Annotated in this window: 20 protein-coding genes; 15 read left to right on the forward strand and 5 right to left on the reverse strand. The window is 70.2% G+C overall.

Annotated features, from left to right (window positions below; translation table 11 throughout):
- Positions 1–130: 130 nt before the first annotated feature.
- Positions 131–2263 carry a sodium-translocating pyrophosphatase gene (locus MFF26_RS21550; RefSeq protein ID WP_238308511.1) on the reverse strand — a complete coding sequence of 711 codons (2133 nt, stop codon included), beginning with the start codon at positions 2261–2263 and terminating at the stop codon, positions 131–133.
- A gap of 355 nt (positions 2264–2618) precedes the next feature.
- Here MFF26_RS21550 and ybeY point away from each other — a divergent pair, with 355 nt between their 5' ends.
- From ybeY to MFF26_RS21570, 4 genes are all read left to right on the forward strand, one after another.
- Positions 2619–3110, forward strand: coding sequence for an rRNA maturation RNase YbeY (ybeY, locus tag MFF26_RS21555; protein WP_238308512.1), 492 nt, complete (start codon positions 2619–2621; stop codon positions 3108–3110).
- 45 nt (positions 3111–3155) lie between these two features.
- The gene (locus MFF26_RS21560) at positions 3156–4310 is read left to right on the forward strand and encodes a hemolysin family protein (RefSeq protein WP_238308513.1); all 1155 of its coding nucleotides are present in this window, start codon (positions 3156–3158) and stop codon (positions 4308–4310) included.
- A 57-nt stretch (positions 4311–4367) separates the two neighbouring features.
- Positions 4368–6089 (forward strand): apolipoprotein N-acyltransferase, encoded by a 1722-nt coding sequence (lnt, locus tag MFF26_RS21565; RefSeq protein WP_238308514.1) that lies wholly within the window; start codon positions 4368–4370, stop codon positions 6087–6089.
- A 244-nt stretch (positions 6090–6333) separates the two neighbouring features.
- The gene (locus MFF26_RS21570; protein ID WP_238308515.1) at positions 6334–7116 is read left to right on the forward strand and encodes a BA14K family protein; all 783 of its coding nucleotides are present in this window, start codon (positions 6334–6336) and stop codon (positions 7114–7116) included.
- A 184-nt stretch (positions 7117–7300) separates the two neighbouring features.
- On the opposite strand, the gene MFF26_RS21575 is transcribed toward MFF26_RS21570, so the two are convergent.
- The gene (locus MFF26_RS21575; protein WP_137829354.1) at positions 7301–8890 is read right to left on the reverse strand and encodes a catalase; all 1590 of its coding nucleotides are present in this window, start codon (positions 8888–8890) and stop codon (positions 7301–7303) included.
- 147 nt (positions 8891–9037) lie between these two features.
- Here MFF26_RS21575 and MFF26_RS21580 point away from each other — a divergent pair, with 147 nt between their 5' ends.
- From MFF26_RS21580 to MFF26_RS21600, 5 genes are all read left to right on the forward strand, one after another.
- Positions 9038–10018, forward strand: a complete 981-nt coding sequence (locus MFF26_RS21580; protein ID WP_238308516.1) for a LysR substrate-binding domain-containing protein — start codon at positions 9038–9040, stop codon at positions 10016–10018.
- Positions 10019–10363: 345 nt separating this feature from the next.
- On the forward strand, positions 10364–12037 hold the full coding sequence (locus MFF26_RS21585; protein WP_238308517.1) for a methyl-accepting chemotaxis protein: 1674 nt from the start codon (positions 10364–10366) through the stop codon (positions 12035–12037).
- A gap of 75 nt (positions 12038–12112) precedes the next feature.
- The gene (locus MFF26_RS21590; protein ID WP_373324514.1) at positions 12113–13171 is read left to right on the forward strand and encodes an AbrB family transcriptional regulator; all 1059 of its coding nucleotides are present in this window, start codon (positions 12113–12115) and stop codon (positions 13169–13171) included.
- Positions 13168–13512, forward strand: a complete 345-nt coding sequence (locus tag MFF26_RS21595) for a diacylglycerol kinase (protein WP_137829357.1) — start codon at positions 13168–13170, stop codon at positions 13510–13512. The genes MFF26_RS21590 and MFF26_RS21595 overlap by 4 nt, the downstream gene beginning before the upstream one ends.
- A gap of 208 nt (positions 13513–13720) precedes the next feature.
- A complete protein-coding gene (locus tag MFF26_RS21600) occupies positions 13721–14590 on the forward strand; it encodes a DMT family transporter (RefSeq protein WP_137829358.1) in 870 nt (289 codons plus the stop codon).
- 22 nt (positions 14591–14612) lie between these two features.
- On the opposite strand, the gene murI is transcribed toward MFF26_RS21600, so the two are convergent.
- Complete coding sequence (murI, locus tag MFF26_RS21605; protein ID WP_137829426.1) at positions 14613–15512, reverse strand: glutamate racemase; 900 nt, start codon at positions 15510–15512, stop codon at positions 14613–14615.
- 200 nt (positions 15513–15712) lie between these two features.
- Here murI and egtB point away from each other — a divergent pair, with 200 nt between their 5' ends.
- The 3 genes from egtB to MFF26_RS21620 all read left to right on the forward strand — a co-directional run bounded on the left by egtB (position 15713) and on the right by MFF26_RS21620 (position 18599).
- Positions 15713–16975 (forward strand): ergothioneine biosynthesis protein EgtB, encoded by a 1263-nt coding sequence (gene egtB, locus MFF26_RS21610; protein WP_137829359.1) that lies wholly within the window; start codon positions 15713–15715, stop codon positions 16973–16975.
- 51 nt (positions 16976–17026) lie between these two features.
- Complete coding sequence (egtD, locus tag MFF26_RS21615; RefSeq protein ID WP_137829360.1) at positions 17027–18004, forward strand: L-histidine N(alpha)-methyltransferase; 978 nt, start codon at positions 17027–17029, stop codon at positions 18002–18004.
- A 166-nt stretch (positions 18005–18170) separates the two neighbouring features.
- Positions 18171–18599: a DUF992 domain-containing protein gene (locus tag MFF26_RS21620; protein WP_137829361.1), complete on the forward strand. Its 429-nt coding sequence runs from the start codon at positions 18171–18173 to the stop codon at positions 18597–18599.
- A gap of 297 nt (positions 18600–18896) precedes the next feature.
- Here the strand turns inward: MFF26_RS21620 and MFF26_RS21625 are convergent, their stop codons facing one another.
- Positions 18897–19337, reverse strand: a complete 441-nt coding sequence (locus MFF26_RS21625) for a DUF779 domain-containing protein (RefSeq protein ID WP_137829362.1) — start codon at positions 19335–19337, stop codon at positions 18897–18899.
- A gap of 297 nt (positions 19338–19634) precedes the next feature.
- Between MFF26_RS21625 and MFF26_RS21630 the strand changes: the two genes are divergently transcribed.
- The 3 genes from MFF26_RS21630 (at position 19635) to MFF26_RS21640 (ending at position 24881) form a co-directional block, all read left to right on the forward strand.
- Positions 19635–22319: a nitrate reductase gene (locus MFF26_RS21630; RefSeq protein WP_137829363.1), complete on the forward strand. Its 2685-nt coding sequence runs from the start codon at positions 19635–19637 to the stop codon at positions 22317–22319.
- A gap of 203 nt (positions 22320–22522) precedes the next feature.
- Entirely contained in the window at positions 22523–23980 is a 1458-nt protein-coding gene (cysG, locus tag MFF26_RS21635; protein WP_137829364.1) for a siroheme synthase CysG, read from the forward strand.
- A 307-nt stretch (positions 23981–24287) separates the two neighbouring features.
- Positions 24288–24881 carry an SCO family protein gene (locus tag MFF26_RS21640; protein ID WP_137829365.1) on the forward strand — a complete coding sequence of 198 codons (594 nt, stop codon included), beginning with the start codon at positions 24288–24290 and terminating at the stop codon, positions 24879–24881.
- Here the strand turns inward: MFF26_RS21640 and MFF26_RS21645 are convergent.
- Positions 24832–25518: a glycosyltransferase family 2 protein gene (locus tag MFF26_RS21645; RefSeq protein ID WP_238308518.1), complete on the reverse strand. Its 687-nt coding sequence runs from the start codon at positions 25516–25518 to the stop codon at positions 24832–24834. The genes MFF26_RS21640 and MFF26_RS21645 overlap by 50 nt on opposite strands.
- Between the last annotated feature and the right edge of the window lie 124 nt (positions 25519–25642).

Genomic DNA, 25642 nt, shown 5'->3' on the forward strand with positions numbered 1-25642 from the left:
GGTCCTGCCATTCGTCGAAACGGCGGGCCGGCCACCGGAGGCGGGGCGGTTCCCATGAGGGATTCGTGTCCGGATGCAGGCGAGGGGGCTGCCGCTCCGATGGCAGCCCCCTCGTTCTCGGTCGCCGGGATCAGGCGTGCGCCAGGATCGCCAGAAGCAGCAGAGCGATGATGTTGGTGATCTTGATCGCCGGGTTCACGGCGGGCCCCGCCGTGTCCTTGTAGGGATCGCCGACGGTGTCGCCGGTCACCGCCGCCTTGTGGGCGTCGGACCCCTTGCCGCCGTGATGACCGTCCTCGATGTACTTCTTGGCGTTGTCCCAGGCGCCGCCGCCGGAGGTCATCGAGATCGCGACGTAGAGGCCGGTCAGGATCACGCCGAGCAGGGAGGCGCCCACCGTGGCGAAGGCCTGGCCCTTGCCCGCGATCGCCTGGATCACGAAGAACAGCACGACCGGCATCAGCACCGGCAGCAGCGAGGGGATGATCATCTCCTTGATCGCCGCCCGGGTCAGCATGTCGACGGCCCGGCCGTAATCGGGCCGGTCGGTCCCCTGCATGATGCCGGGCTTCTCGCGGAACTGGCGGCGGACTTCCTCGACCACCGCGCCCGCGGCGCGGCCCACCGCCGTCATCGCCATGCCGGCGAACAGGAACGGGATCAGGCCGCCCAGCAGCAGGCCGACGACGACGTAGGGGTTGGAGAGCGAGAAATCGACGGTGACGCCCTGGAAGAAGCGGTACTGCGTCGGGCTGGCATTGGCGATGAAGTAGTTCAGGTCCGAGGTGTAGGCCGCGAACAGCACCAGCGCTCCAAGGCCGGCCGAGCCGATGGCGTAGCCCTTGGTGACGGCCTTGGTGGTGTTGCCCACCGCGTCGAGCGCGTCGGTTGCCTTGCGCACGTCGGAGGGCAGGCCGGACATCTCGGCGATGCCGCCCGCATTGTCGGTGACGGGGCCGAAGGCGTCGAGCGCCACGATGAAGCCGGCCAAGGCCAACATCGCGGTGACCGCGATGGCGATGCCGAACAGCCCGGCCAGCGCGTAGGTGGCGATGATGCCGGCCACGATGATGATCGCGGGCAGCGCCGTCGATTCGAGGGAGATCGCCAGCCCCTGGATCACGTTGGTGCCGTGGCCGGTGACCGAGGATTCGGCGATCGACTTCACCGGCCGGAAGTTGGTGCCGGTATAATACTCGGTGATGACGACGATCAGCGCCGTGATGACGAGGCCGAGCACCGCGCAGCCGAACAGGCCGCCCGAGGAGAAGGTCAGTCCGGTATTCGTCGTGAAGGTGGTCGAGAAGCCGCCGAACAGCGCGAAGTTCACGGCCGCGATCGCCGCGACCGAGAGCACGCCCGCCGCGATCAGACCCTTGTAGAGCGCCCCCATGATCGACTGGTTGGCGCCGAGGGTGACGGCATAGGTGCCGGCGATGGAGGTGACGATGCAGGCCGCGCCGATGGCGAGCGGGTAGAGCATCATGCTCTCGAGCACCGCGGCATTGCCGGCGAAGAAGATCGCGGCGAGCACCATGGTGGCGACGACGGTGACCGCGTAGGTCTCGAACAGGTCGGCGGCCATGCCGGCGCAATCGCCGACATTGTCGCCCACGTTGTCCGCGATCGTGGCGGGGTTGCGCGGATCGTCCTCGGGAATCCCCGCCTCGACCTTGCCGACGAGGTCGCCGCCGACATCGGCGCCCTTGGTGAAGATGCCGCCGCCGAGCCGGGCGAAGATCGAGATCAGCGAGGCGCCGAAGCCCAGGGCCACCAGCGCGTCGATCACCTCGCGGCTGCCCGGCGCCAGCCCGGCGCCGCGGGTGAGGTAGAGGTAGTAGAGCGCCACGCCGAGCAGCGCGAGGCCCGCCACCAGCATGCCGGTGACCGCGCCCGACTTGAACGCCACGTCGAGACCACCGCCGAGGGATTGCGTCGCGGCCTGCGCGGTGCGGACATTGGCGCGCACCGAGACGTTCATGCCGATGAAGCCCGCCGCGCCCGAGAGCACCGCGCCGATCAGGAAGCCGATGGCGACCTTGATCCCGAGGAAGTAGGCGAGAAGGGCGAACAGGAGGATGCCGACGAGGCCGATCGTGGCGTATTGGCGCTTGAGATAGGCCTGGGCACCCTCGGCAATGGCGCCGGCGATCTCCTGCATGCGCTGCGTTCCCGCGTCCCGTCGCATCACGTCGCGGATGGTCACGACACCGTAGGCGACGGCGCAAAGCCCGCCCACGATGATCAGCAAGAGTGCGGTCATTCGTGCGTCCTTGGATTGTGATGATGGTTGCCGAGCTTGGCCGGGATGGCCACGGGACGTGTTGCTCGGTTCTTTGAGGCGCCCTCCCTGAAAGAGCGGAACTTGATTGCCAAACTTCAGCGTGGAGCGCAAACGTCCCGCGCAGCTTGGAACCGCTTCAACCGCGAAGTTGAACGATAATGATTGATACCCACTTTGTGCAGCGCAGTTATTGCGGCGCACAAATCCATGGAATCTCAGGGAAGACGAAGAATTCGAGCCTTGCCCATCGAAGCCGGACGCGAGCAACACGGGCTGTCGCGCCCGGCGCGCGGCAATGATAGACGGGATCCCTGTCCTGCGAGCCGAGCGTTCCGTGAGCCGACCCGAAGCCGAGATCGACGTCGCCGTCGAGGATCCCCGCTGGGAAGAAGCTTTGCCCGACCTCGAAGCCTTCGTGATCCGCGCCGTCGAAGCGGGGCTCGCCATCGCTCCCGATTCGCCCTCCGGCCCCATGGAAGTCAGCGTCCTGCTGACCGACGACGCGGCCGTGCGGGTGCTGAACCGCACATGGCGTGGCAAGGACAAGGCGACCAATGTCCTCTCCTTCCCTGCGCCCGTGCAACCCTCCCATCCCGGCGCGCCGCGCCCGCTCGGCGATGTCGTCCTTGCGTATGAGACGCTCGTGCGCGAGACTGGCGAGCAATCGAAGCCGCTGGCGCATCATCTCGCCCATCTCCTGGTCCATGGCACCCTTCATCTCCTCGGACAGGACCACGAGACCGGCGAGGCAGAGGCCGAGGCCATGGAGGCGCTCGAAATCGCCGCGCTTCGTACTCTCGACATCCCCGACCCCTACGACGGGTGAATCGCGGCCGGTCCGGCCGTCCCGACCCCTTCAACACAGAGACCGATGACCAACGACCGAAGTCGCGGCGCGGCCCTTGCCGCGCCGACCGCCGACGCCGAATCGCCACCCCGCGAGGCGTGGTATGATCGTCTGCTCAGCGTCTTCCACCTGCGCCCGCGCGATTCCCTGCGTGCCGGCATCGAGGAGGCGCTGGCCGAGCCCGATACCGGCGAGGATGCGTTCTCGCCCCTCGAACGGGCCATGCTCAAGAACGTGCTGGGCCTGCACAAGGTGCGGGTCGATGACGTGATGGTGCCCCGCGCCGACATCGTTGCCGTCGCCGTCGAGACGAGCCTCAGCGATCTGCTCAAGCTGTTCCGCACCGCAGGGCATTCGCGCCTGCCGGTCTACGGCGAGACGCTCGACGATCCCCGCGGCATGGTCCACATCCGCGACTTCGTGGAGTACCTCGCCACCAAGGCCGAGGCCGGCCCGCGCCGCGCATCGCCGCAGGCCGCGGCGCAGGCGACGGCCGCCGCGCCCGACGCGGCGGCGGAGGCCAAGCCCGCCCCGCGGCCCCGGCGCCAGAGCGCATCCCGGGCCCTGCGCGGGCTCGACCTCGGCAAGGTCGATCTCTCGGCGACCCTCGCCTCCACCCGGATCCAGCGCCCGGTGCTGTTCGTGCCGCCCTCCATGCCGGCGATCGACCTGCTCGTGCGCATGCAGGCGACCCGCACCCACATGGCCCTCGTCATCGACGAGTATGGCGGCACCGACGGCCTGATCTCGATCGAGGATCTGATCGAGATGGTGGTCGGCGACATCGAGGACGAGCACGACGTGGCCGAGGGTCACCTCGTCCACCGGCTCGAGGGCGAGGCGGAGGCCTTCGTGGCCGATGCCCGTGCCGGCCTCGCCGAAGTGGCCGAGACCACGGGCGTCGATCTCGTCGCGGCGGTGGGCGAGATGGCCGAGGAGATCGACACGATCGGCGGCCTGATCGTGACGCTCGCCGGCCGCGTGCCGTCCCGCGGCGAGGTGATCGCCGGCCCCGGCGATCTCGAGTTCGAGGTACTCGACGCCGATCCCCGTCGGGTGAAGCGGATCAAGCTCCAGCGGGCGCCGGCCAAGATCGGCACCGTCGTGCCCCTCGCCCTGCCGCCGCCCCGCGCGCCGTCCCCGCCGGAGGGACCTCAGGCCGCCGAATCGGGTCACTGATCCCGCGACGATCCCGCCGGGCATGACCCGGCCCACGAGGACGACCAGAGGACGCCTATGAGAACGGCCTCCGTCGGCACGGCCGACGACGGCACGCGCCCGGCCGCGGCGCGCACCGGCCTCCTCGACGCCCTGGCCCATCGGGTCATCCTCAGCCACGGCTGGGGCCGGTTCGCCTGGGCGGTGGCGGCGGGCGCCCTCGGCGCTGTGGCGATGCCGCCCTACGGGTTGTTCCCGGCCCTCGTCGTCTCGCTCGCCCTCGCCGTCTGGCTGATCGACGGCGCGGGTGTCGGCGGTTCGCTCCGGCGTACCTTGCTGAGCTGCGCGGGCATCGGCTGGGCCTGGGGCTTCGGGTACTTCACCGCCGGCCTGTGGTGGCTCGGCGCCGCCTTCCTGGTGGAGGCGGACCAGTTCGCCTGGGCGATGCCGCTCGGCGTGCTCGGCCTGCCCGCCGTGCTGGCCCTGTTCTTCGCCGCCGGCTTCGCCGCCGCGCGGCTGGTCTGGTCGCGCGGCTCCGGCCGGATCGCCGCCCTCGCCGTCGCTCTCGCCTCCGCCGAGTGGCTGCGCGGACACCTGTTCACCGGGTTTCCGTGGAACACGCTGGGCATGGCGCTCGGGAGCAACCTGTGGACGATGCAGGCGGCTTCCCTCGTCGGCCTCTACGGCCTGACGCTGCTGGCGGTGGCGATCGCCGCCGCCCCCGCGACCCTCGCCACCGGCACCACCACGCGCGGACGCTTCGCCCCCGCCCTCGCGGCGCTGGCAACTCTGGCGCTGCTCGCCGGCTACGGCGCCGCGCGGATTCCCTCAAGCCCGGACCCGACCGTGGCGGGGGTGCGCCTGCGGCTGATCCAGCCGAACGTGCCCCAGGACGCGCGCTTCCGCGCCGACATGCGCGACGAGATTGTCGGCAAGTATCTGGAGATGAGCGACCGGGCGCTCTCGCCGGAGCGCACCGGCATCAGCGACGTGACCCACCTGATCTGGCCGGAATCGGCCTTTCCCTTCCTGATCCAGCGCGACCCGCAGGCGCTCGGGCGGATCGGCACGGCGCTTCCCGAGGGCAAGCAGCTCGTCACCGGCGCGGCGCGGGGGCGCGAGCCGCTGACCCGCGAGAACGCGGTGTTCCACAATTCCATCCTGACGATCGGCCCCGGCGGCCGGATCGGCGAGGTCTACGACAAGGTCCATCTGGTGCCCTTCGGGGAGTACCTGCCGGGGCCGCTCGACGCCGCCTTGCGGGCGGTGGGGCTGCGCCAGTTCGTGGCGGTACCGGGCGGCTTCACCGCAGGCAGCCGCGAGGGCCAGCGCATCCTCGCCGTGCCGGGTCTGCCGCCGGTGGCGGCGACGATCTGCTACGAGGCGATCTTTCCCGGCGCGATCCTGCCGCCCGTCCCGGACGATGCCGCGCCCGCGGTGCCGGGCCTGATCCTGAACCTCACCAACGACGCGTGGTTCGGCGACACGCCGGGGCCGCGCCAGCACTTCGCCCAGGCGCGCCTGCGCGCGGTGGAGGAGGGTCTGCCGCTGGTGCGGGACGCCAATTCCGGCATCTCGGCGGTGGTGGACGGCCACGGCCGCATCCTGGCGAGCCTGCCGCTCGGCACCGAGGGCGTGCTCGATTCAGCCCTGCCGCAGCGGCTCCCGGGCCGCACCTTCTACGCCCGTTTCGGCGACCTGCCCTTCGCCCTGATGTGCCTCGCCGCCCTCTCGGCCGCTCTCATCGGGCGCTCCGACCGTGGGGGGAGCTTCGGCCAGAAGGGAAACCGGCTATCCTGAGAATACCGGTTCGATACACAGACTGAACGTCCTGTTCCCGACCGGAAATCGGCGACAATACTCGGATTCGGCTCCTACGCGGCACACAATTGTGGCAGCGTCAAATTTAATCCCAACATTGAGCAATCCCCTGAGACACTGAGTCGTGGAGCCAGTGACGGTCTGGGACGTTTGAACGATCAGAACGGTTCGCGGCCGGTCACGGGACCGGACTCGCTCGGACCTCGAACACGGACACGACACAATGAAGCGCATTCTCTTAGGCTCGGCGGCCCTGGTCGGCGCGTTCGCCTTCCTGCCTGCGGCGGCCAATGCTGGTCCGGGCGGCCCCGTCATCGGTGCGGCCGGTATCGGTGGCGGCCTGGGCTCGGGCGGTATCGGTCGTGGCGGTGGCCTCGGCGGGGGTGGGTTCGGCGGCGGGGCCGTCCGCGCGGGCGGCGGCGCCGGCATCGGTGCGGCCGGCTTGGGTGGCGGCTTCAGCGGGGCCGGCCTCGGCCGCGGCGGATATAGCGGCGGCGCTCTGACCGGCGGGGGCATCAACCCGAATGGCGGCGCGATCGGCGCGGGCGGCTACCCCGTCGGCACGAATATCGGTGGCGGACGCCCAGGCATCGGCAACGGCGCCATCGGCGGCGGTCGCCCCGACTACGGGGCCGGCTACGGCAACAACCGCCCGGGCTACGGCGGCGGATACGGGTATAACCGCCCGGGATACGGTTACGGCTATGGCCGTGGCTGGAACCGCGGTCGTGGCTATGGCTACGGTTATGGCGGCCTGGGTCTCGGCCTCGGGCTCGGCCTCGCCGGCGGCTCCTATTACGGCGGCGGCTACGGCTATCCGGGCTACGGTTACGGTGGCTACTACGACAACGGCTACTACGCTCCGGCCGGCTATTACGGCACCGAGACCGTGGTGGAAGCCGCGCCCGCGCGCGATGACGAGTACTGCGCCCGCCGCTTCAAGACCTACGACCCGGCGACCGGCACCTATATCGGCAAGGGCGGCGTCCGCCGCTCCTGCCCGTAACGGGTCAATCAGGAGGCCGGTCGATCCCGGCCTCCTGTCCGACAAAAACCCCGCCGACCTCACGGTCCGGCGGGGTTTTCGTTTGGACGGGAGTGTTGTGCCGCATCGGCCCGAAAGGTGCCCCCCTTCAGGCCGGTGCTCGGTGCCTCGGGCGGGATGAACCGCCCGAGGGTGTCGGTTGGCCTTACTCGGCGGCGACCTTATGGGCCTGCGAGCCGTCGGTGTAGGTTTCGGCCTGGAGGCGCTTGCCCGGAGCGGCGCGGCCCGGCAGCGGCGGCAGGGCCTTGGCCTTCTCCAGATCGATCCCGGCGCCTTCCGCGACGCGGCGGCCGTAATCCTCGTCGGCATGCCAGAAGTGCCAGACCATCCGCAGCTGGATCGGCTCCGGGCACTGCTTCATGTCGGCGACGAGATTGGCGATCAGGTCGTCACGCTCCCAATCCTGGAAGGAACGGTAGCGCACGCCGGCCTGGGTGTAGTCGTCCTCGGTGCGCGAGGCCTGATAGCGGCCGAGCCGCCCCTCGACCGGCTGGTGATAATCCTTCGCGGGCTTGGGCGCCTCGCGCAGGCCCTCACCGAGGGTCGAAGGCTCGTAGTTGATGTGCTTGTTCGGGCCCGTGCCGTCCACCGCATAGGCCATCTGGCCGTCGCGCTGGTTCGAGTAGACCTTCACGCCGGGCTGCGGCGCATTGATCGGCAACTGGAGGTAGTTGGCGCCGACGCGGTAGCGCTGCGTGTCCGAGTAGGACAGCGTGCGCCCCTGGAGCATCTTGTCGTCCGAGAAGTCGATGCCGTCCACGAGCACGCCCGTCCCGAAGGCCGATTGCTCGACTTCCGCGAAGAAGTTGTCCGGCACCCGGTCGAGCACCAGGCGACCGACGGGCAGCAGGGGGAAGTCCTCGACCGGCCACAGCTTGGTGTCGTCGAGCGGATCGAACGACAGATGGTCGTTCGGACCGTCGGGCATGATCTGCACGCAGAACTCCCACTCAGGGAAGTTGCCCGCCTGGATGTTGTCGTAGAGGTCACGGGTGGCGTGGCCGACATCCTTGGCCTGGATCTCCGACGCTTGCTGCGAGGTCAGGTTGCGAACGCCGAGCTTGGGCTCGAAGTGGAACTTGCACAGCACCGCCTCGCCCTGGTCGTTGACGAGCTTGTAGGTGTTGACGCCCGAGCCTTCCATCTCGCGGTAATTGGCCGGGATGCCCCAGGGCGACTTCAGGTGCGTCACCATGTGGATCGACTCGGGGTGCTGGGCCACGAAGTCGAAGAAGCGCCACGCCTCCTGGCGGTTCGTCACCGGATCCGGCTTGAACGCGTGGATCATGTCGGGGAACTTGATCGCGTCGCGGATGAAGAAGACCTTGAGGTTGTTGCCCACGAGGTCCCAGTTGCCGTCGACGGTCTTGAACTTGATCGCGAAGCCGCGCGGATCGCGCTCGGTCTCGGGCGATTCCTTGGCGCCGGCCACGGTGGAGAAGCGCACGAAGACCGGGGTCTTCACGCCGGTCTCGTTCAGCACGCGGGCGCGAGTATAGGTCGAGGCCGGCTCGTTGCCGATCTTGCCGTAGGCCTCGAAATAGCCGTGGGCGCCGGCACCGCGGGCATGCACCACGCGCTCGGGAATCCGCTCACGGTCGAAATGGGTGATCTTCTCGATGAACTGGTAGTTCTCGAGCGTCGCGGGTCCCCGCTCGCCGACCGTGCGCGTGCTCTGGTTGTCACGGACCGGATGGCCCTGGCGGGTCGTCAGAATCGGGCGGTTCTCGCTCATGCGGTACTCTCTCCTGGAAATCCAACGGCGCAGGCGACCGGCCCGGTAGGGCGGCCCGTTGCCTGGAACCATTCTGGCTCGAAGGTATGACCCGCCAATGACCCATTGGCAAATGCATCGTCACAAAGACCGTGATAGACAGAGCCTATGAACCTGTCCGGTCTCTCGCTTCGCGACCTCGAATACGTCGTGGCCATCGCCGATGAGGGGCATTTCGGCCGCGCCGCCGAGCGCTGCAATGTCAGCCAGCCGACGCTCTCGGTGCAGGTGCGCAAATTGGAGAACGCGCTGGGGCTGGCCCTGTTCGAACGTTCGAACCGCGGCGTGCTTCTGACCATGGCCGGCCAAGCCATCGTGCGGCAGGCCCGCGTGGTGCTGGCCGAGGCGCAGCGCCTCCTGGCGCTCGCGGTCGAGGGGCGCGGCTCGCCGCTGACCGGCCGTCTGGTGCTGGCCGCGATCCAGACGCTCGGCCCCTATTTCTTCCCGCTGATCCTGCGGCTCCTGCGCCAGGAATTCCCGCTCCTGACGCTGGCCTTGTCCGAGGCACGCACCGCCGAGATTCTCGACGGCCTGCGCGACGGGCGCATCGACGCGGCCCTCGTCTCCCTGCCGGTGGCGACCTCCGGGCTGACCCTGTCGCCGCTCTTCGTCGAGCCGTTCCGCCTTGCCTGTCCGGCCGACCATCCCCTCGCGCAGGGTGCGCCGCCGCGAGCGGAGACGGTGGGCGGCCCCGACCTGCTGCTGCTCGACGAGGGCAATTGCCTGCGCGACCAGACCATCGCGGCCTGCGGGGCGCCCCGCGCCGCAGGCCGCCACGCCACCAGCCTGGAGACCCTGCGCTCGATGGTGGCGGCGGGCGCCGGCTACACCCTGATCCCGGCCCTGGCCGTGCCCTCGGGGCCCGATCCGAGCGGGCTGACCGTGACCCGACATTTCGAGGGGGAGGGGCCTGGCCGCACGGTGGCTCTGGCTTGGCGCTCCAGCGACCCCCGGGCGGCCGGGCTCGCCCATCTGGCGGCGTTCTTCCGCACGCACGCCCCGGCGAGCACGCGGGCGTTTCGCGAGGGTGAGGTTCTGGCGGGCGGCGTTTCGGCGAGCGGGGCTCGCACGGCAAGCGTCGCGGGGTGACGGCGAGGCGCTGGCTTCCGTTCCAGGTGCGGGGACCGGCGCGATCCCGGGCACCGACGGGCCTCCGATGACGGTCCCATCGTCTTCCCTACGGTAAAGAAGGGGGGACTGCGCCGATGATCGCTACGAGTTCGGTCTCAGGGCGCGCCGTATCGCGCAGTGAGCGACGCAACCGACCAAACCGTCGCCCTGGTTGTGCTTCGGCATCAATTCGGCATTCGGCTCGAACGTTCGAGCCGAACGATCACGCCATGGCACTGTCATATGTTTACGAATGCCAGCGCGTTAGGCTCTTATTAAATAACTTATGTGATATTTCATGCACAACTAATATGGGCTGCAGGGATGAACTCGATCCGTTTCCGGCTTGTCGCCGCGATCATTGCCTTGATCGTTGCTCTCGCGTTCAACGTGACGCTTGGTCTGTACTCGACCGCCCGGACGGGTGCCAGCATCAGCAGCCTCTACAGCGATCGCATCGTCCCCCTGCGCGATCTCAAGATCGTGGCCGACCTGTATGCCGTCAACATCGTGGACACCTCCCACAAGCTCAACAACGGCAACATCGCGTGGTCCAAGGGCGCGCCGCTGATCGATGAAGCCCAGGAGCGCATCGGAAAGATCTGGTCCGGTTACCTGGCCACGAAGCTGACGGACACGGAGAAGCAGCTCGTCGCCGAGACGGAACGCGCGATGATCGCGGCGAATGCGGCGGTGAAGGAGCTGTCCGCCCTCATCGCCCGCCGCGACAAGGCGGCGCTGAGGGATTTCGTGACGAACCGGCTCTATCAGAGCATCGACCCGGTCAGCACCGCCATGCTGGCGCTCATCAACCTCCAGATCGACGAGAGCGACAAGATCTTCGACGATTACGTCGCCTTCTCGGAGACCTTGAAGGCTCTGCGCCTGACCACCCTGGTCTTGGGTGCGATCGCCGCCGGTTTCGCCCTCATCGTCGTGTTGCGCGGCGTGGTCGCTCCGCTTCACGCCATGACGGCGATGATGCGGAGATTGGCCACCGGCGATGCGACCCAGCCGGTCCCCGGTGCCGGCCGGCGGGACGAGATTGGCAGCATGGCCGCCTCCGTTCAGGTCTTCAAGGACAACCTGATCCGGAACCGACAACTGGAAGAGGACGCCGCCCTGGCGCGGGCGTCGAGCGAGGTCCAGCGCCGGGCGGCCATGGCCGAGATGGCCGACGGCTTCGAGCGGGCGGTGGGCGGCATCGTCGGAACGGTGTCCTCGGCCGCGACCGAGCTGCAGGCGACCGCCCAGCAGATGAGCTCGACCGCGCAGCAGACCGCGGGCCAGTCGATCACGGTGGCGTCGGCGGCGGAGGAGGCCTCCGTCAACGTCAACACCGTGGCCTCGGCCGCCGAGGAACTGGGCGCCTCGGTGAGCGAGATCGGCCGGCAGGTCGCGAGTTCCTCCGACCTCGCCCAGCAGGCGGTGGCCGAGGCCGATCAGGCGGCCACGATGGTGAACGCTCTGGAAAGCGCCGTGAGCCGGATCGGCGACGTGGTGCAGATGATCTCCACCATCGCGGCGCAGACCAATCTCCTCGCCCTGAACGCCACGATCGAGGCCGCCCGGGCCGGAGAGGCGGGACGCGGCTTCGCCGTCGTCGCAACCGAGGTGAAGGAACTCGCCGGCCAGACCGCCCGCGCCACCGACGAGATCGGCGCGCAGATCGGCCAGATCCAGGGGGCCACCGGCCAGGCGGTGGGGGCCATCGCGGCGATCACCGCCCGCATCCGCGAGATCAGCGCGGTCGCCACCGGCATCGCCGCCGCGGTCGAGGAGCAGGGCGCGGCGACGAACGAGATCGTCCGCAACGTCGCGGAAGCCTCCGTTGGAACCGCGCAGGTGACGGGCAACATCGCCGGCGTCGCCCGGGCTTCGGAGGAGACGGGGGCCGCCGCTTCCCAGGTGCTCGCCTCGGCCACCGAGCTGTCGCGCCAATCCGAGCATCTCCGGACCGAGCTGCATCGTTTCCTGTCCGGCATGAAGGCGGCCTGACCCGCAGGGGCCGCCGTGACAGGCGGCCCGAACCGGTGTAGCGCCGGGCCCACCGCCACCCACCCTGCATCCCCCTTGATCGACAGACCGCAACTTCTCGGCTGGGCGGCCCTCGTCGCGGCCTCCGGCCTGCTCGGCTGGGCCCTGAGCCATGCCGGCTTTCCCGCCGCCTTCCTGCTCGGGCCGATGCTGGTCGCGATCCTGTTCGGCGTGCGCGGCGCGCCGATCCGGGTGCCGCGCCTCGGCTTCCTGGCCGCGCAGGCGATCGTCGGGTGCCTCGTGGCCCATTCGGCGACGGGCGAGATCGCCGCGACCCTGCACGACGACGGGCTCGTCATCCTCGCCGTCGTCCTCGTCACGGTGGCGGTGAGCGGCGTGGTCGGCGTGGTGCTCACCCGCCTCCAGATCCTGCCCGGCACGACGGCGGCCTGGGGCTCCTCGCCGGGCGGGGCCGCCGCCATGGTCGCGATGGCCGAGGAATACGGCTCCGACGCCCGCCTCGTCGCGTTCATGCAATATGTGCGGGTCGCGGTCGTCGTGATCTCGGCCTCGCTGGCCGCGCGCCTGTTGGCGGATGTCGGAGCGCTCGCGGCGGCCCCCGCCGCGCCGACGCCCGCGCTCACCTCGGTCGCCGCGACGCTCGCCGTCGCCCTCGTCGGCGCCGGCGTCGCCACCCTGCTGCGCCTGCCCTCGGCCGCCCTGATCGGGCCGATGCTGCTCGGGGCCGGGCTGCACGCGGCGGGGCTCGCCGATCTCGCCCTGCCCGAGCCGCTCCTCGCCGCGGCCTATGCCGGGATCGGCTGGTATGTAGGCCTGCGCTTCACGCGGCAGACCCTGCGGACCGTGATCCACGCGCTGCCCGGCATCCTCGCGGCCACGGTGGCGATCGTGCTGATCTGCGCCGCCTGGGCCTGGGGCCTGACCGGCCTCCTGTCGATCGATTATCTCACGGCCTTCCTGGCCACGAGCCCCGGCGGGCTCGACTCGGTGGCGATCATCGCGGTCGGCTCGAAGGTGGACGTGCCCTTCGTCCTCGCGGTGCAGACCCTGCGCCTGTTCGTGGTGCTGCTCACGGGCCCGATCCTCGCCCGGTGGATCGCCCGCGCCGCCCCGGCCGGGGAGGGCGCCCGGTGAGGGCGCTCTGGCTCGCCTTCCTGAATTCGTGGCGCGGCCTCGTCTTCGGGGCGCGCACCGAGCGGGCGATCCGGCTGGAACTGGTCCTGCTGGCGCTCGGCCTGCCCGCCGCGCTCTGGCTCGGCGGCTCGCTCTGGATCCGGGTAGCGCTGCTGACGAGCCTGCTCCTGATGCTCGGCGCCGAGTTCCTCAACACCGCCATCGAGAAGCTGTGCGACCATCTCCACCCGGACCGGCATGCCCGCATCGGCATCGTGAAGGATCTGGCCTCGGCCGGAGCCTTCCTCACGCAGGGGATCGCCGCGCTCGTCTGGGCCGCGGCCCTGATCGATCGGCTCTGAGACGGCGTCGGCTTGATCGCGGGCGGCGTTTACGGCTAGCCTTCGGCCATCGACCGAGTGGCAACTAGGGTTCCGGGCGGCCAAGCCGTCGCTGGACCGAGCGTTGCGGAAACCGTGGGCTCCTCCTGCGGCTGCACCCAAGGGACAAAAGCCCAGGGGAGGAGAGGTCGAGATCGACCGGCACCGGACGGTGCCAGGAGGGATCTCGATGTCCGCTGCGCCGCTCCTTCTCGTAGTGCTCGCCGCCATCCTCCACGCGAGCTGGAACCTTCTGGCCAAGCGCGCGGCCCCGATCGGCCCTGTCTTCGTCGCGGCCTACAATCTCGTCGCCTGCATCGTTTACGCCCCCTGGGCCGTGGCAATCCTGCTCGAGGGCGCCGTTCCGGTCCAGGGGGCGGCCGTGGGCCTGATCCTGCTCAGCGGGCTGATCCACCTCGCCTACAGCCTGTGCCTTCAGGAAGGCTATCGGCAGGCCGATTTCTCCGTCGTCTATCCGGTGGCGCGGGGCACCGGGCCGATGCTGTCGACGTTCGGAGCGATCCTTCTCCTCGGCGAGATGCCGACCGGGCGCGGGGTGCTGGGCCTCGCCCTCGTGGTGACCGGCATCGGCCTGATCGCGACGGACGGCAGGCTGTCCGGTCTCGGCCGGCCGAAGGGGCCTATCGGCCTTCTCTGGGGCATGGCGACCGGAGGCCTGATCGCGGCCTACACGGTGACCGACGCCTATGCGGTGAAGGTTCTCGGCATCGCGCCGGTGGTGCTCGATTGGTTCTCGAACCTGCTGCGCCTCGTCGTCCTGGCGCCCCTCGCCGTCGCGAATCCGCGCCGCGCCGGTGCCGCCATGCGGGGCGCGTGGCCCCTCGCGGTCGGTGTCGGCCTGCTGTCCTCCCTCGCCTACATTCTCGTGCTGGACGCCCTGGGGCGGGGGGCCCCGCTGAGCCTCGTCGCCCCGATGCGCGAGATGTCGATGATGGTCGGTGCCCTGCTGGGACTCGTCGTCCTGGGCGAGCCGGTCGGTCCCCGGCGCCTCGGCGGCTGCGCCCTGCTGATCGGCGGCGTAATCCTGCTCGCGGCGTGAGGCCGCCCCGTGGATCGGGCCGTCACTCCGCCGAGAGCGGCATCGCCTCGACCGCCGTCTCGGAGAGGCCCCGATCCGCCAGCGAGCGGGCCAGGGCCGGCGTGAGCCCGGCCCCGCCGGTGAAGATCGCGAGCGCCTCCGGAACATGCGCCGGCCCGGCCTCCGGCTCGCCCAGGAGCTGCACCACCCGGCGGGCGATGGCCGGCGCCGGATCGATCCAGGTCACCGGCCAGGGAGCGAGGCGCTCGAAGCGCGCCAGGAGCAGCGGATAGTGGGTGCAGGACAGGCAGACCACGTCGGTGCGCCGCCCGTCCGCCCGCTCGTCGAAGCAGGGGGTGATCTCGGCGAGGATGTCGGCGTCGGGCACCGGCATGCCCGCCATCTCGGCCTCGGCGTAACGGGCGAGGTTGACCGAGCCGACGAGGCTGACCTCGCAGGCCGCAGCGTAGTCCCGCACGAGGTCGCGCGTATAGGCCCGGGCCACCGTGCCGGGGGTGGCGAGCAGCGAGACCAGCCCCGACCGGGTCAGCGCGGCGGCCGGCTTGATCGGCGGCACCACCCCGACGAAGGGCGTGGTGAAGCGCTGGCGGAGGGCGGGCAGCACCAGGGTCGAGGCGGTGTTGCAGGCGATCACCACGAGGTCGGGCCGGTGGAGGGCGACGAGCCGCTCCATCACGACCAGAACCCGGTCCACGAGCTGCGCTTCGCTGAGGCGGCCGTAGGGAAAGGCCGCGTCATCGGCGGCGTAGAGATAGGCCGCGTCGGGCCGGGCACGGCGCACCTGCTCCAGCACGGTCAGGCCGCCGAGGCCGGAATCGAATACCAGGATGACCGGCTGCGGCTGCCGCACCGGAGGCATCACGGGACGAGCCGCGGAGTGTGTCGCGGAGTTGGTCGCCCCTGCCATCAGATCGATCCGCATGACCGTCACCCGGGCCCGCTCGCGACGCATGGAAAAGCCCAGTCTCCGGGCGCGACGGTTAAGGACATCTCACTGGGGCTGCAAAAAGGCTTCGCTTGCCTGCGGCGGCGGGGTGCGACGAACGGGCCGCCGCCTTCGAGCGTTGCCCTGTAGCAAACGACATCTATTTCCGAAGCTGGACGGGGAAAGAGATTTTACGCATGGCCGCCAGCGCAGCACTTTCTCACTCGGATGCCCACCGCGCGGCCTTCCCGCCGCCGCCGCTCGATGCGAAGCCCGCGGACCGGGATGCCTGGATCGCCGCCTTTCGCACGGTGCGCGACGAGACCGAGCGGCGCGCCGCCCCCCTCTCGCCGGAGGATCAGCAGATCCAGTCGATGGAGGATGCGAGCCCGACCAAGTGGCACCGCGCCCACACGACATGGTTCTTCGAGCAGTTCCTCCTCGCCGAGCACCTGCCCGGCTACCGGCCCTACGACGAGCGGCTGCACTACCTGTTCAATTCCTACTACGTGCAGGCCGGCCCCCGGCAGCCCCGCTTCCTGCGGGGCATGATCACCCGGCCGACCGCGGAGGAGACCGCGGGCTACCGTGCCCATGTCGATCGCGCCGTGACGGTGCTCCTGCGCGAGGCCTCGGACGACGCCCTCGCGAAGATCCTGCCGGTTCTGGAGATCGGGCTCTACCACGAGCAGCAGCATCAGGAGCTGATGCACACCGACATCCTGCACGCCTTCTCGCAGAATCCCCTCGATCCGGTGGTGGACGCCGCCTGGGCGATGCCTACGCCGAAGGCAACACCGGGCAAGGCTGCCCTCGAAAAAGGCATTACGCGGATCGGCCATGACGGGACCGGCTTCGCCTTCGACAACGAGAGCCCCCGTCACGAGACCCTGATCCTCGGCGGCGCCATCGACCGCGGCCTCGTCACCAATCGCGATTGGCTCGGCTTCATCGAGGACGGCGGCTACACCCGGCCCGAACTGTGGCTCAACGACGGTTGGCTCTGCGTCCAGCGCGACGGATGGGAGGCGCCGGGCTACTGGCGCCGCGAGGCCGAGGGCTGGTCGATCATGACGCTGGCCGGCCGCAAGCCCGTCGATCCGGACGGCCCCGTCAGCCATGTCAGCTATTTCGAGGCCGACGCCTATGCCCGCTGGGCCGGGCGCGACCTTCCGACGGAGGCTGAGTGGGAGGTCGCGGCCCGCGACGGCCTGATCGACGATGCCTTCGGCCTCGTCTGGCAATGGACCCGCAGCGCCTACGGTCCCTATCCGGGCTACCGCCCGGTCTCCGGCGCGCTCGGCGAATACAACGGCAAGTTCATGTCGGGCCAATATGTGCTGCGCGGCTCCTCGGTCGCCACGTCCGAGGGCCATGCCCGGGTCGGCTATCGCAACTTCTTCTACCCCCATCAGCGTTGGCAGTTCACGGGCCTGAGGCTCGCGGACGCGATCGCCTGACGCCTTCCAGACCTGTCTCTTACCTGTCCGCCGCTCAGACGGAGTGTCACCTTGACGATCGATCCCCGCCTGAGCGCCGACGCTCCGGCTTCGCCGCTTCCCGAGAACGGGCTGTTCCTGGCCGATGTGTGGGACGGGCTCGGCGCGCGCCGGAAGTCCCTGCCGGCCAAGTATTTCTACGACGCTGCCGGCTCGGCCCTCTTCGAGAAGATCACGGTCCTGCCGGAATACTACCCAACCCGAACGGAACTGCGCATTCTCGACGAGCGCGGGCCCGAGATCGCGGCCCGCCTGCCCGAGGGCGCCGCCTTGGTCGAGTTCGGCAGCGGCTCGACGGTGAAGCTGCGTCGCCTGCTGCGGCATCTGCCCGGCCTGTCGGCCTATGTACCGGTCGATGTCTCCGGGGAATTCCTGGCCGAGCAGGCACGGGTGCTGCGGGCCGACTTCCCGGATCTCCCGGTCGAGCCGGTGGCCGCCGATTTCACCCGGCCCTTCGCCCTGCCGCCGAGCCTGTCCGGACGGCCGCTGGCCGGCTTCTTCCCCGGCTCGACCATCGGCAATTTCGAGCCCGCCGAGGCGGCCCGCCTCCTCGACGTGTTCGGGCGCATCCTGGGGGAGGGCGCAACCCTGATCCTCGGCGTCGATCTGGTGAAGGACCGGGACGTGCTGGAGGCCGCCTATGACGACGCTGCCGGCGTCACGGCCGCGTTCAATCTGAATCTGCTGCATCGGATCAACCGCGAACTCGGCGGCGACATCGATCCGGCGAGCTTCGCCCACCGCGCCCTGTTCAACGAAGCGGAATCGCGCATCGAGATGCATCTCGTCAGCCGCGTCGCGCAGACGGTGCGGGTCGCGGGCCGTGCCTTCCCCTTCGCCGAGGGCGAATCGATCCACACCGAGAACAGCTGCAAGTACACGATCGAGAGCTTCCGGGCTCTCGCGGCCCGGGCCGGCTGGTCGGCCCTCGACGCCTGGACCGATACGGACGGGCTGTTCTCGGTCCACGCCCTGCGGCGCGCCGGCTGATCGTTCGTTGCGTCGCACGGGCCGACGACGCAACAATCCGCTCGCGCGACGGCATCGGCCGGAAATGCACCGGGATCATGGTTAACGGCAACGCTTCCCCGCGGAAGCGGGCGGTCCGCCTTCGAGACGGACCGCCGCCCCGAAGACCTGCTCCCGGACCCGTCCCATGCGCTCGATCCTCGTCGCCCTCACCCTCGGTACCGCCGCCGCCACCATCGCCTACGCGCACGGCCTCGACGAGGCCGGCCCCGGCCGGACCGTCGGCACCCTGACCTGCCGGACGAATCCCGATCTCGGCCTCGTCCTCGGTCAGACCCGTGGCGCGGCCTGCCACCTCGTGACGGCCGACGGGCAGCGCCAGGGCTACGCCGCCCTCCTGCCGCCCGGCACGGACGGGGAGGGCGCCCGCACCCTGACTTGGCGCGTGACGACCGCCGATGGCCGTCTCCGGCCGGGCCTGCTCGTCGGTCGCTTCAGCGGCGATGGCGCCGTGCTCCGGGGCGAGCGGGCCGACCTCGCCCCGATCGATGCCATGGGGGAGAATAGGCTTCGGTTGGCCGCGGACGAGGCGCGGGTCACGCTCGGCGCGCGCTGAGGTTCTTCTCTATCCGCTCTCCCAACCCGCATCATGAAGTGCCCAAAGGGGCAGCTCCAGAGATGGCGCGGCCGGCTGGAGCCCTCTTTCGAGGGCGACGCTGGGCGCCGCCACCTCGGGATGAGGGGGATGGGTTGGAGCGATCCTCGTTACGCGACGCGCTCGTCATTCCGGGGCGCTGATCAGCGAACCCGGATTCCACGACGGGCCGCGAGGGCGTGAAGGGCGTCGCATCACGGGTCGATTCCGGATTCCGCTGCGCGGCCCCGGAATGACGGCTGCGTCAAACCCGTGTCCTCAAAGCTGGCAGGCGCCGGCCAGAGCCTCGTTCTCCGCCGCCGAGAACAACCGCGAGCGGATGTGAAAGCGCTTCTCGCGGCCGTTCTCCAGGGAGAACATGCCGCCGCGGCCGGGCACCACGTCGAGGATGATGTGGGTGTGCTTCCAGACGCTGAATTGCGACCGCGAGATGAAGAAATCCGCGCCGCCGACTTGGCCGAGATGCACGTCGCCGTCGCTGGTGATGAAGTCGCCCACGGGGTAGCACATCGGCGAGGAACCGTCGCAGCACCCGCCCGACTGGTGGAACATCACCGGGCCGTAGTCGGATTTCAGCTCGGCGATCAGCTCGAGGGCGGCGGGCGTCGCCGTCACCCGCAAGGGCGTGCCCGCATTGTCGGCCTGCTCGGCGGTCACCGGATCGATGGTCTCGGCCGGGTTGGACACCTGCTCGCTCATCGTCGCGTCTCCCTGTTTATCGCGTTGTCGTTATCTGAGCCCGTCCCGGTGGAAGTCCAAGAACCCCGGACGAAACCGGTCGTGAATTCGGCGCACGAATCCGTCACTTGCGACAAGATTAGCAGAGCGGATGCAGCCGCGAACATTCGTCCTTGGGCCCAAGCTTCCTGACCTTCGTCACCCTCCCGCGATGTGCCGGCCCCGGCCCGTGCGGCCGCAATACGCATGGCCACCGGCCCGATCCTTGCTCGACCTCGTCCCGTCCGGTGACCGAGAAGAATCCGCAGAGGATCCGCCATGACCCAACCGTCTCCCGCTCTCGCCGCCCCCGCGGTGAAGACGACCTGCCCCTATTGCGGGGTCGGCTGCGGCGTGCTCGCCACGCCGGACGGGCAGGGCGGCGTCGCCATCGCGGGCGATCCCGAGCATCCGGCGAATTTCGGACGGCTCTGCTCCAAGGGCTCGGCGCTCGGCGAGACCGTCGACCTTCAGGACCGGCTGCTCAAGCCCATGGTCGACGGGCAGGTCGCCTCCTGGGAGGGCGCGCTGGGTGCCGTCGCCGGTGGCCTCAAACGCATCGCCGAGCGGCACGGTCCGGATTCGATCGCCTTCTACCTCTCGGGCCAGTTGCTGACCGAGGATTATTACGTCGCCAACAAGCTCGCGAAGGGCTTCCTCGGGACCCCCCATGTCGACACGAACTCGCGCCTGTGCATGTCGAGCGCGGTCGCGGCCCACCGCCGCGCCTTCGGCTCCGACACGGTGCCCGGCTGCTACGAGGATCTCGACGAGGCCGACCTGATCGTTCTGGTCGGCTCCAACGCCGCATGGTGCCACCCGATTCTGTTCCGCCGGATGATCGACGCCCGGGCGAAGCGCGGCGCGAAGATCGTCACGATCGATCCCCGCCGCACCCAGACCGGCGAGGAGGCCGATCTGCATCTGGGCCTCATGCCCGGCACGGACACCGCCCTGTTCTCCGGCCTCCTCGTCCACCTCGCGGAGGCCGGGCGGCTCGATGCGCGCTTCGTCGCGGAGCACACCGCCGGCTTCGACGGCGCCCTGGAGCGGGCCCGCCAGATCGCGCCCAGCGCCGAGGCCACCGCCCAGGCCACCGGCCTCGCCACCGGCGACGTGCAGGCCTTCTTCGATCTGTTCGCCGCCACGCAGAAGGTCGTCACCGGGTTTAGCCAGGGCGTGAACCAGTCGGCGCAGGGCACCGACAAGGGCAACGCCATCATCAACTGCCACCTCGCCACGGGGCGGATCGGCAAGCCCGGCATGGGCCCGCTCTCGCTGACCGGCCAGCCCAACGCCATGGGCGGGCGCGAGGTCGGGGGCTTGGCCAACATGCTGGCCGCCCACATGCACTTCGCTCCCGAGGAGGTCGACCGCGTCCGCCGCTTCTGGAAGGCGCCCAACATCATCACCGGCGAGGGGATGAAGGCGGTGGCCCTGTTCGAGGCGATCGAGCGCGGCAAGATCAAGGCTCTATGGGTGATGGGCACCAACCCGCTCGTCTCGATGCCCCGGGCCGACCGCATCCGGGACGCGGTTCGCCAGCTCGACCTCTACGTCGTGTCGGAGGCGATCGCGACCAGCGACAGCGCCTGCGCGACGGGCAAGAAGACCGTGCTGCTTCCGGCGCTGGCCTGGGGCGAGAAGGACGGCACGGTGACGAATTCCGAGCGGCGCATCTCGCGCCAGCGCGCCTTCCTCAAGGCGCCCGGCGAGGCGCGGGCCGATTGGGCGATCATGGGCGACGTCGCCCGCCGGCTCGGCCACGGCGACGCCTTCGCCTATCGGTCCGCGGCCGAGATCTTCCGCGAGCACGCCGCGCTCTCGGCCTTCGAAAATGACGGTGCCCGCGACTTCGACATCGGCGGCCTCGCCGACCTCAGCGACCGCGCCTACGACGGGTATCTGCCGGCGCAATGGCCGCTGCCGAAGCGCGGCACGGAGGCGAAGGGCCGCGCCCGGCTCTTCGCCGACGGGCGGTTCTTCACCTTCGACCGGCGCGCCCGCTTCGTCGCGGTGCAGCCCCCGGCGCTGGCGCAGGGCGTCAGCCCGGAGCGTCCGCTGGTGCTCAACACCGGCCGCGTGCGCGACCACTGGCACACCATGACCCGCACCGGGAAGAGCCAGCGGCTCTCGGCCCACCGCGCGGTGCCCTTCGTCGAGGTCCATCCCGACGACGCGGCCCGCTTCGGGCTCAAGGACGGCGGCTTCGCCCGCGTGGCCTCGGAGGTCGGCACCGCCATTCTCGAAGTCACCGTCACCGACGGGGTGCGGCCGGGCGCGATCTTCGTGCCGATGCACTGGAGCGACATGACGTCGTCCGACGGGCGCGGGGCCGCGCTCGCCCGCGGCGTGACCGATCCGGTCTCCGGCCAGCCCGAGCTGAAAGCGACGCCGGCGGGCATCGCACCGGTCGCCTACCGCTCCCGCGGCTACCTGCTGACGCGCGCGCCGCTCGCGGCACCGGCCGGCTGGTGGTGGGCGCGGGCCACCGTCTCCGGCGGCTCCGGCCTGCTCTTCGCCACCCAGGAGGGCTCGCGCGAGATGGCGCTCGCGATCCGCGGGATGTTTCCGGGGCAGGAACTCGCCGAATACGTCGATCACGCCCGCGGGCTCTACCGCTGCGCCGTCTACACGGAGGGCAGGCTCGTCGCAGCGCTTTCCCTCGCGCCGGGCGAAAGCCGGCCCGACTGGGAACTCGCCAAGCAGGTTTTTTCGCGAGGAGACATCGACGCGGTGGACCGGCGCACGCTGCTGTCCGGTCGGGCGGCCGGGGCCTCGGCCGGTCCGGTGGTCTGCGCCTGCCACGGCGTCGGGCTCGACGTTATCACAGCTTGCATCGCGGGCGGCGCCGGCTCGGTCGAGGCGGTGGGGGCGGCCTGCAAGGCGGGGACGAATTGCGGCTCGTGCATCCCCGAGATTCGCAAGCTGTTGCCCGGAGCGCTTGCGCGCAACGCCGCCTGAGCGCAAGTTTTCCCCTATCCGTCCCACTCTCGCCCTCATCCTGAGGTGCTGCGAAGCAGCCTCGAAGGGGGGCTCCAGGGATCGCTGCGCGAACGGGAGCTCTCCTTCGAGGCCTCCACTTCGCTCCGGCATCTCAGGATGAGGGCGGAGATGGAACGAGCCGGTTGTCCCGGCCTCACGGATCGAGTGACGCGTCGAAGCCCATGAGCACACCCCGTCAACCCCGCGAAACCCGCGCCGGCCTCGAGCCGCTGGCGGTTCTGCCGGTCTTCGTGCCGCTCCAGGACAAGCGGGCGGTGCTCGCCGGCTCCAACGGCGGCGCGCCGTGGAAGGTGAAGCTGCTCGCCGCCGCGGGCGCCCGCGTCGACGTCTACGCCGAGGAGCCGAGCGAGGAGCTGCGCGGCGTGCCTGCCGAGATCGCCGCCGGCTCGGTGACGCTCCACGAGCGACGCTGGACGCCCGAGGACCTGCACGGCGCCGCCTTCGCCATCGGCGCCATGGAGGACGAGGACGATTGCGTCGCCTTCGTCACGGCCGCGCGCGCCGCGGGCGCCATCGTCAACGCCGTCGACCGGCCGCATCTGTGCGACGTGAAGTTCGGCGCCATCGTCAACCGCTCGCCGCTCGTCGTCGGCATCTCCACGGAAGGCGCCGCTCCGGTCTTCGGCCAGACCGTACGGGCGCGGATCGAGGCGATGCTGCCGCGCGGCTTCAAGCACTGGGTCGCGGCCGCCCGCGACTGGCGCGAGACGGTCTCGGCCCGCTTCCACGGTTTCTCGGAGCGGCGCGGCTTCTGGGAGCGGTTCACCGACCGCGCCTTCGCCGAGCCGGACCGGGCACCGAATCAGGCCGATCTCGACGAACTGATGGGCCAAGCGGAGGCGCTGCCGATGGGCGGGGCGGTGACGCTGGTCGGCGCCGGTCCGGGCGATGCCGAGTTGCTGACCCTCAAGGCGCTGCGGGCCCTGCGCAACGCCGACGTGATCCTCTACGACGACCTCGTCGCTCCCGAGATCCTCGATTACGCCCGCCGCGAGGCCCGCACGATGCTCGTCGGCAAGACCGGGCACGGCCCCTCCTGCCGCCAGGACGACATCAACGCCCTGATGGTCTCGCTCGCCAAGACCGGCAAGCAGGTGGTGCGGCTGAAATCCGGCGACCCGCTGGTGTTCGGCCGGGCCGGCGAGGAGATCGAGGCCTGCCGGCTCGCCGGCATTCCCTGCACCGTGGTGCCCGGCGTCTCGGCGGCGCAGGGAGCGGCCGCCGCGCTCGGCGTCTCGCTCACCCATCGCGACGCGGCGCGGCGCCTGCAATTCGTCACGGGCCACGACCGGCGCGGCGCGCTCCCCGAAGACCTGAACTGGGGCGCGCTGGCCGACGGCAGCGTCACCACCGTGGTCTACATGCCCAAGCGAACCCTCGGCGCCTTGCTGGCCCGGGCGGTGGCGGAGGGCCTCGCGCCGACGACGCCCGCCCTCGTGGTGTTCAACGCCACCCGCCCCGGGCAGCAGACCGTGGCCGGCACCGCCGCCGACCTCGCCGACCGGGTCGAGGCCGCGGGCTTCGAGGGACCGGCGATCCTGATGGTCGGCGAGGCGCTCGGCCGACGCGAGGCTGGCACCGCATTGCCGGGGCCGGAATTGCAGGCGGCGGCGTCGTAAGAGCCGTTTGATCGCTGCTCCCACCCGGGCCCTCATCCTGAGGTGCCGCGCGAGCGGCCTCCAAGGAGGGCTCCGGAAGTCGCGCGATCCCCAAAACCCGCCTTCGAGGCTTCGCGCCTCGGGATGGGGGTGTGGACGGGAAGGAACGGAAACGTCCCATCCCTCCGGCCTCCGAGGGCCCGAACCAACAGCCTCTGAGGCTGCGTGATCGCGGCGGCGATGCGCCGCCCTAACGCCCAGGGGGGTTGCAGGGTCGGGTGAGGCCGTGATGATGCGCGGCCAAACCCGCTCCACACGCGAAGACCTCATGCGCCCGTCCCGCCGCGTCCTCCTGCCCATCGCCGCCTTCGTGGCGGGTCTCGTCGCCCTCTCGGCGGCCGCCGTGATCACGCTGGTGCCGCAGGCGCGCCAGGGCGTGGCGGCGAGCGGCATCGGCGGGCCCTTCACCCTGGTGAATCAGGACGGACAGACCGTGACCGAGCGCGATTTCGCCGGCACGCCCTACCTCGCCTTCTTCGGCTTCACCCATTGCCCGGACATCTGCCCCACGACGCTGCAGCAGATCAGCGATGTCCTGGCCGCGATGGGCCCGAAGGCGGACCGCCTGAAGGTCGCCTTCGTCACCGTCGATCCCGAGCGCGACCGCCCGGACACCCTGAAGACCTACCTGTCGAGCTTCGATCCGCGCATCGTCGGCCTCACCGGGAGCCCCGAGCGGGTGGCGGCGGCGGTCAAGACGTTTCGCGCCTATGCCAAGAAGGTGCCGGGCCAGGGCAACGATTACACCATGGAGCACACCGCGCTGGTCTACCTGATGGACGCTCAGAACGGCTTCGTCGGCGCGGTCAACATCAACCGGCCGGCGCAGGAGACGGCCGCGGAGCTGGGCAAGCGGCTGTAGCGTCGGCCGCCCGCCTGCGGCCGAGCGCCCCGGTCCGCGAGCTGCGCGACAGGCCGTGCTCGGTCTTGTTCCAGCGGTGGGGATGCCGGGCGAGTTCGATCACGGCGAGCCACGCCGCGAGGCTGACCAGCACGAAGTAGAGCGGCAGCAGCGGCACCAGGAACATCAGGTCGCGCCAGCCCCGGCGATGGCAGCCGACGAAGCCGGGGATCAGGATCGCCATCAGCCCTCCGAGAAACACCGTCCAGGCGCCGGCATGGGTCGCGTGGGCCAGGAGGCCGGCATCGGGGCCGGGGGCGCCGAGCACGAGTTCGATAAGCCCCGGCCCCATCATGAACGGGTAGAACAGGGCCGAAACGACCGTGCCGGGCAGGAGCGCCAGGGCGCACAGGCTCTCGACCGGCCCGAGGCGGCGCCACGCTGCCACGGGATCGCGCCCATGGGTGAAACTCGTCTGCAGGAAGCCCTTCATCCAGCGGGTGCGCTGGCGCAGCCACGCCTTGAGATGCTTCGGCGCCTCCTCGTAGGTCGCGCTCGGCAGATCGCCGACATGGTAGCCCGCGAGCGCCAGACGCAGGCCGAGATCGGCATCCTCGGTGACATTCCACGAGTCCCATCCGTGCAGCGCCCGCAGCACGCGGGTGCGGAAATGCGGCCTTATGGAGCAAATGCACCAAAAAGCACGCTAGGTCAAGGCGTATGCCATCGTCTATGATGGCAAAATGACCGACACATACGCCCATGCCATCACTGGCCTGCTA

Origin of the sequence: Methylorubrum suomiense (assembly GCF_022179765.1) — a bacterium.
Classification (GTDB): Bacteria; Pseudomonadota; Alphaproteobacteria; order Rhizobiales; family Beijerinckiaceae; genus Methylobacterium; species Methylobacterium suomiense.

Coding starts and splice junctions, on each gene's coding strand:
- MFF26_RS21550 (WP_238308511.1), bottom strand. CDS start 2,263: ATGACCGCACTCTTGCTGATCATCGTGGGCGGGCTTTGCGCCGTCGCC.
- MFF26_RS21560 (WP_238308513.1), top strand. CDS start 3,156: ATGACCAACGACCGAAGTCGCGGCGCGGCCCTTGCCGCGCCGACCGCC.
- lnt (WP_238308514.1), top strand. CDS start 4,368: ATGAGAACGGCCTCCGTCGGCACGGCCGACGACGGCACGCGCCCGGCC.
- MFF26_RS21570 (WP_238308515.1), top strand. CDS start 6,334: ATGAAGCGCATTCTCTTAGGCTCGGCGGCCCTGGTCGGCGCGTTCGCC.
- MFF26_RS21575 (WP_137829354.1), bottom strand. CDS start 8,890: ATGAGCGAGAACCGCCCGATTCTGACGACCCGCCAGGGCCATCCGGTC.
- MFF26_RS21580 (WP_238308516.1), top strand. CDS start 9,038: ATGAACCTGTCCGGTCTCTCGCTTCGCGACCTCGAATACGTCGTGGCC.
- MFF26_RS21585 (WP_238308517.1), top strand. CDS start 10,364: ATGAACTCGATCCGTTTCCGGCTTGTCGCCGCGATCATTGCCTTGATC.
- MFF26_RS21600 (WP_137829358.1), top strand. CDS start 13,721: ATGTCCGCTGCGCCGCTCCTTCTCGTAGTGCTCGCCGCCATCCTCCAC.
- murI (WP_137829426.1), bottom strand. CDS start 15,512: ATGCGGATCGATCTGATGGCAGGGGCGACCAACTCCGCGACACACTCC.
- egtB (WP_137829359.1), top strand. CDS start 15,713: ATGGCCGCCAGCGCAGCACTTTCTCACTCGGATGCCCACCGCGCGGCC.
- MFF26_RS21620 (WP_137829361.1), top strand. CDS start 18,171: ATGCGCTCGATCCTCGTCGCCCTCACCCTCGGTACCGCCGCCGCCACC.
- MFF26_RS21625 (WP_137829362.1), bottom strand. CDS start 19,337: ATGAGCGAGCAGGTGTCCAACCCGGCCGAGACCATCGATCCGGTGACC.
- MFF26_RS21630 (WP_137829363.1), top strand. CDS start 19,635: ATGACCCAACCGTCTCCCGCTCTCGCCGCCCCCGCGGTGAAGACGACC.
- cysG (WP_137829364.1), top strand. CDS start 22,523: ATGAGCACACCCCGTCAACCCCGCGAAACCCGCGCCGGCCTCGAGCCG.
- MFF26_RS21640 (WP_137829365.1), top strand. CDS start 24,288: ATGCGCCCGTCCCGCCGCGTCCTCCTGCCCATCGCCGCCTTCGTGGCG.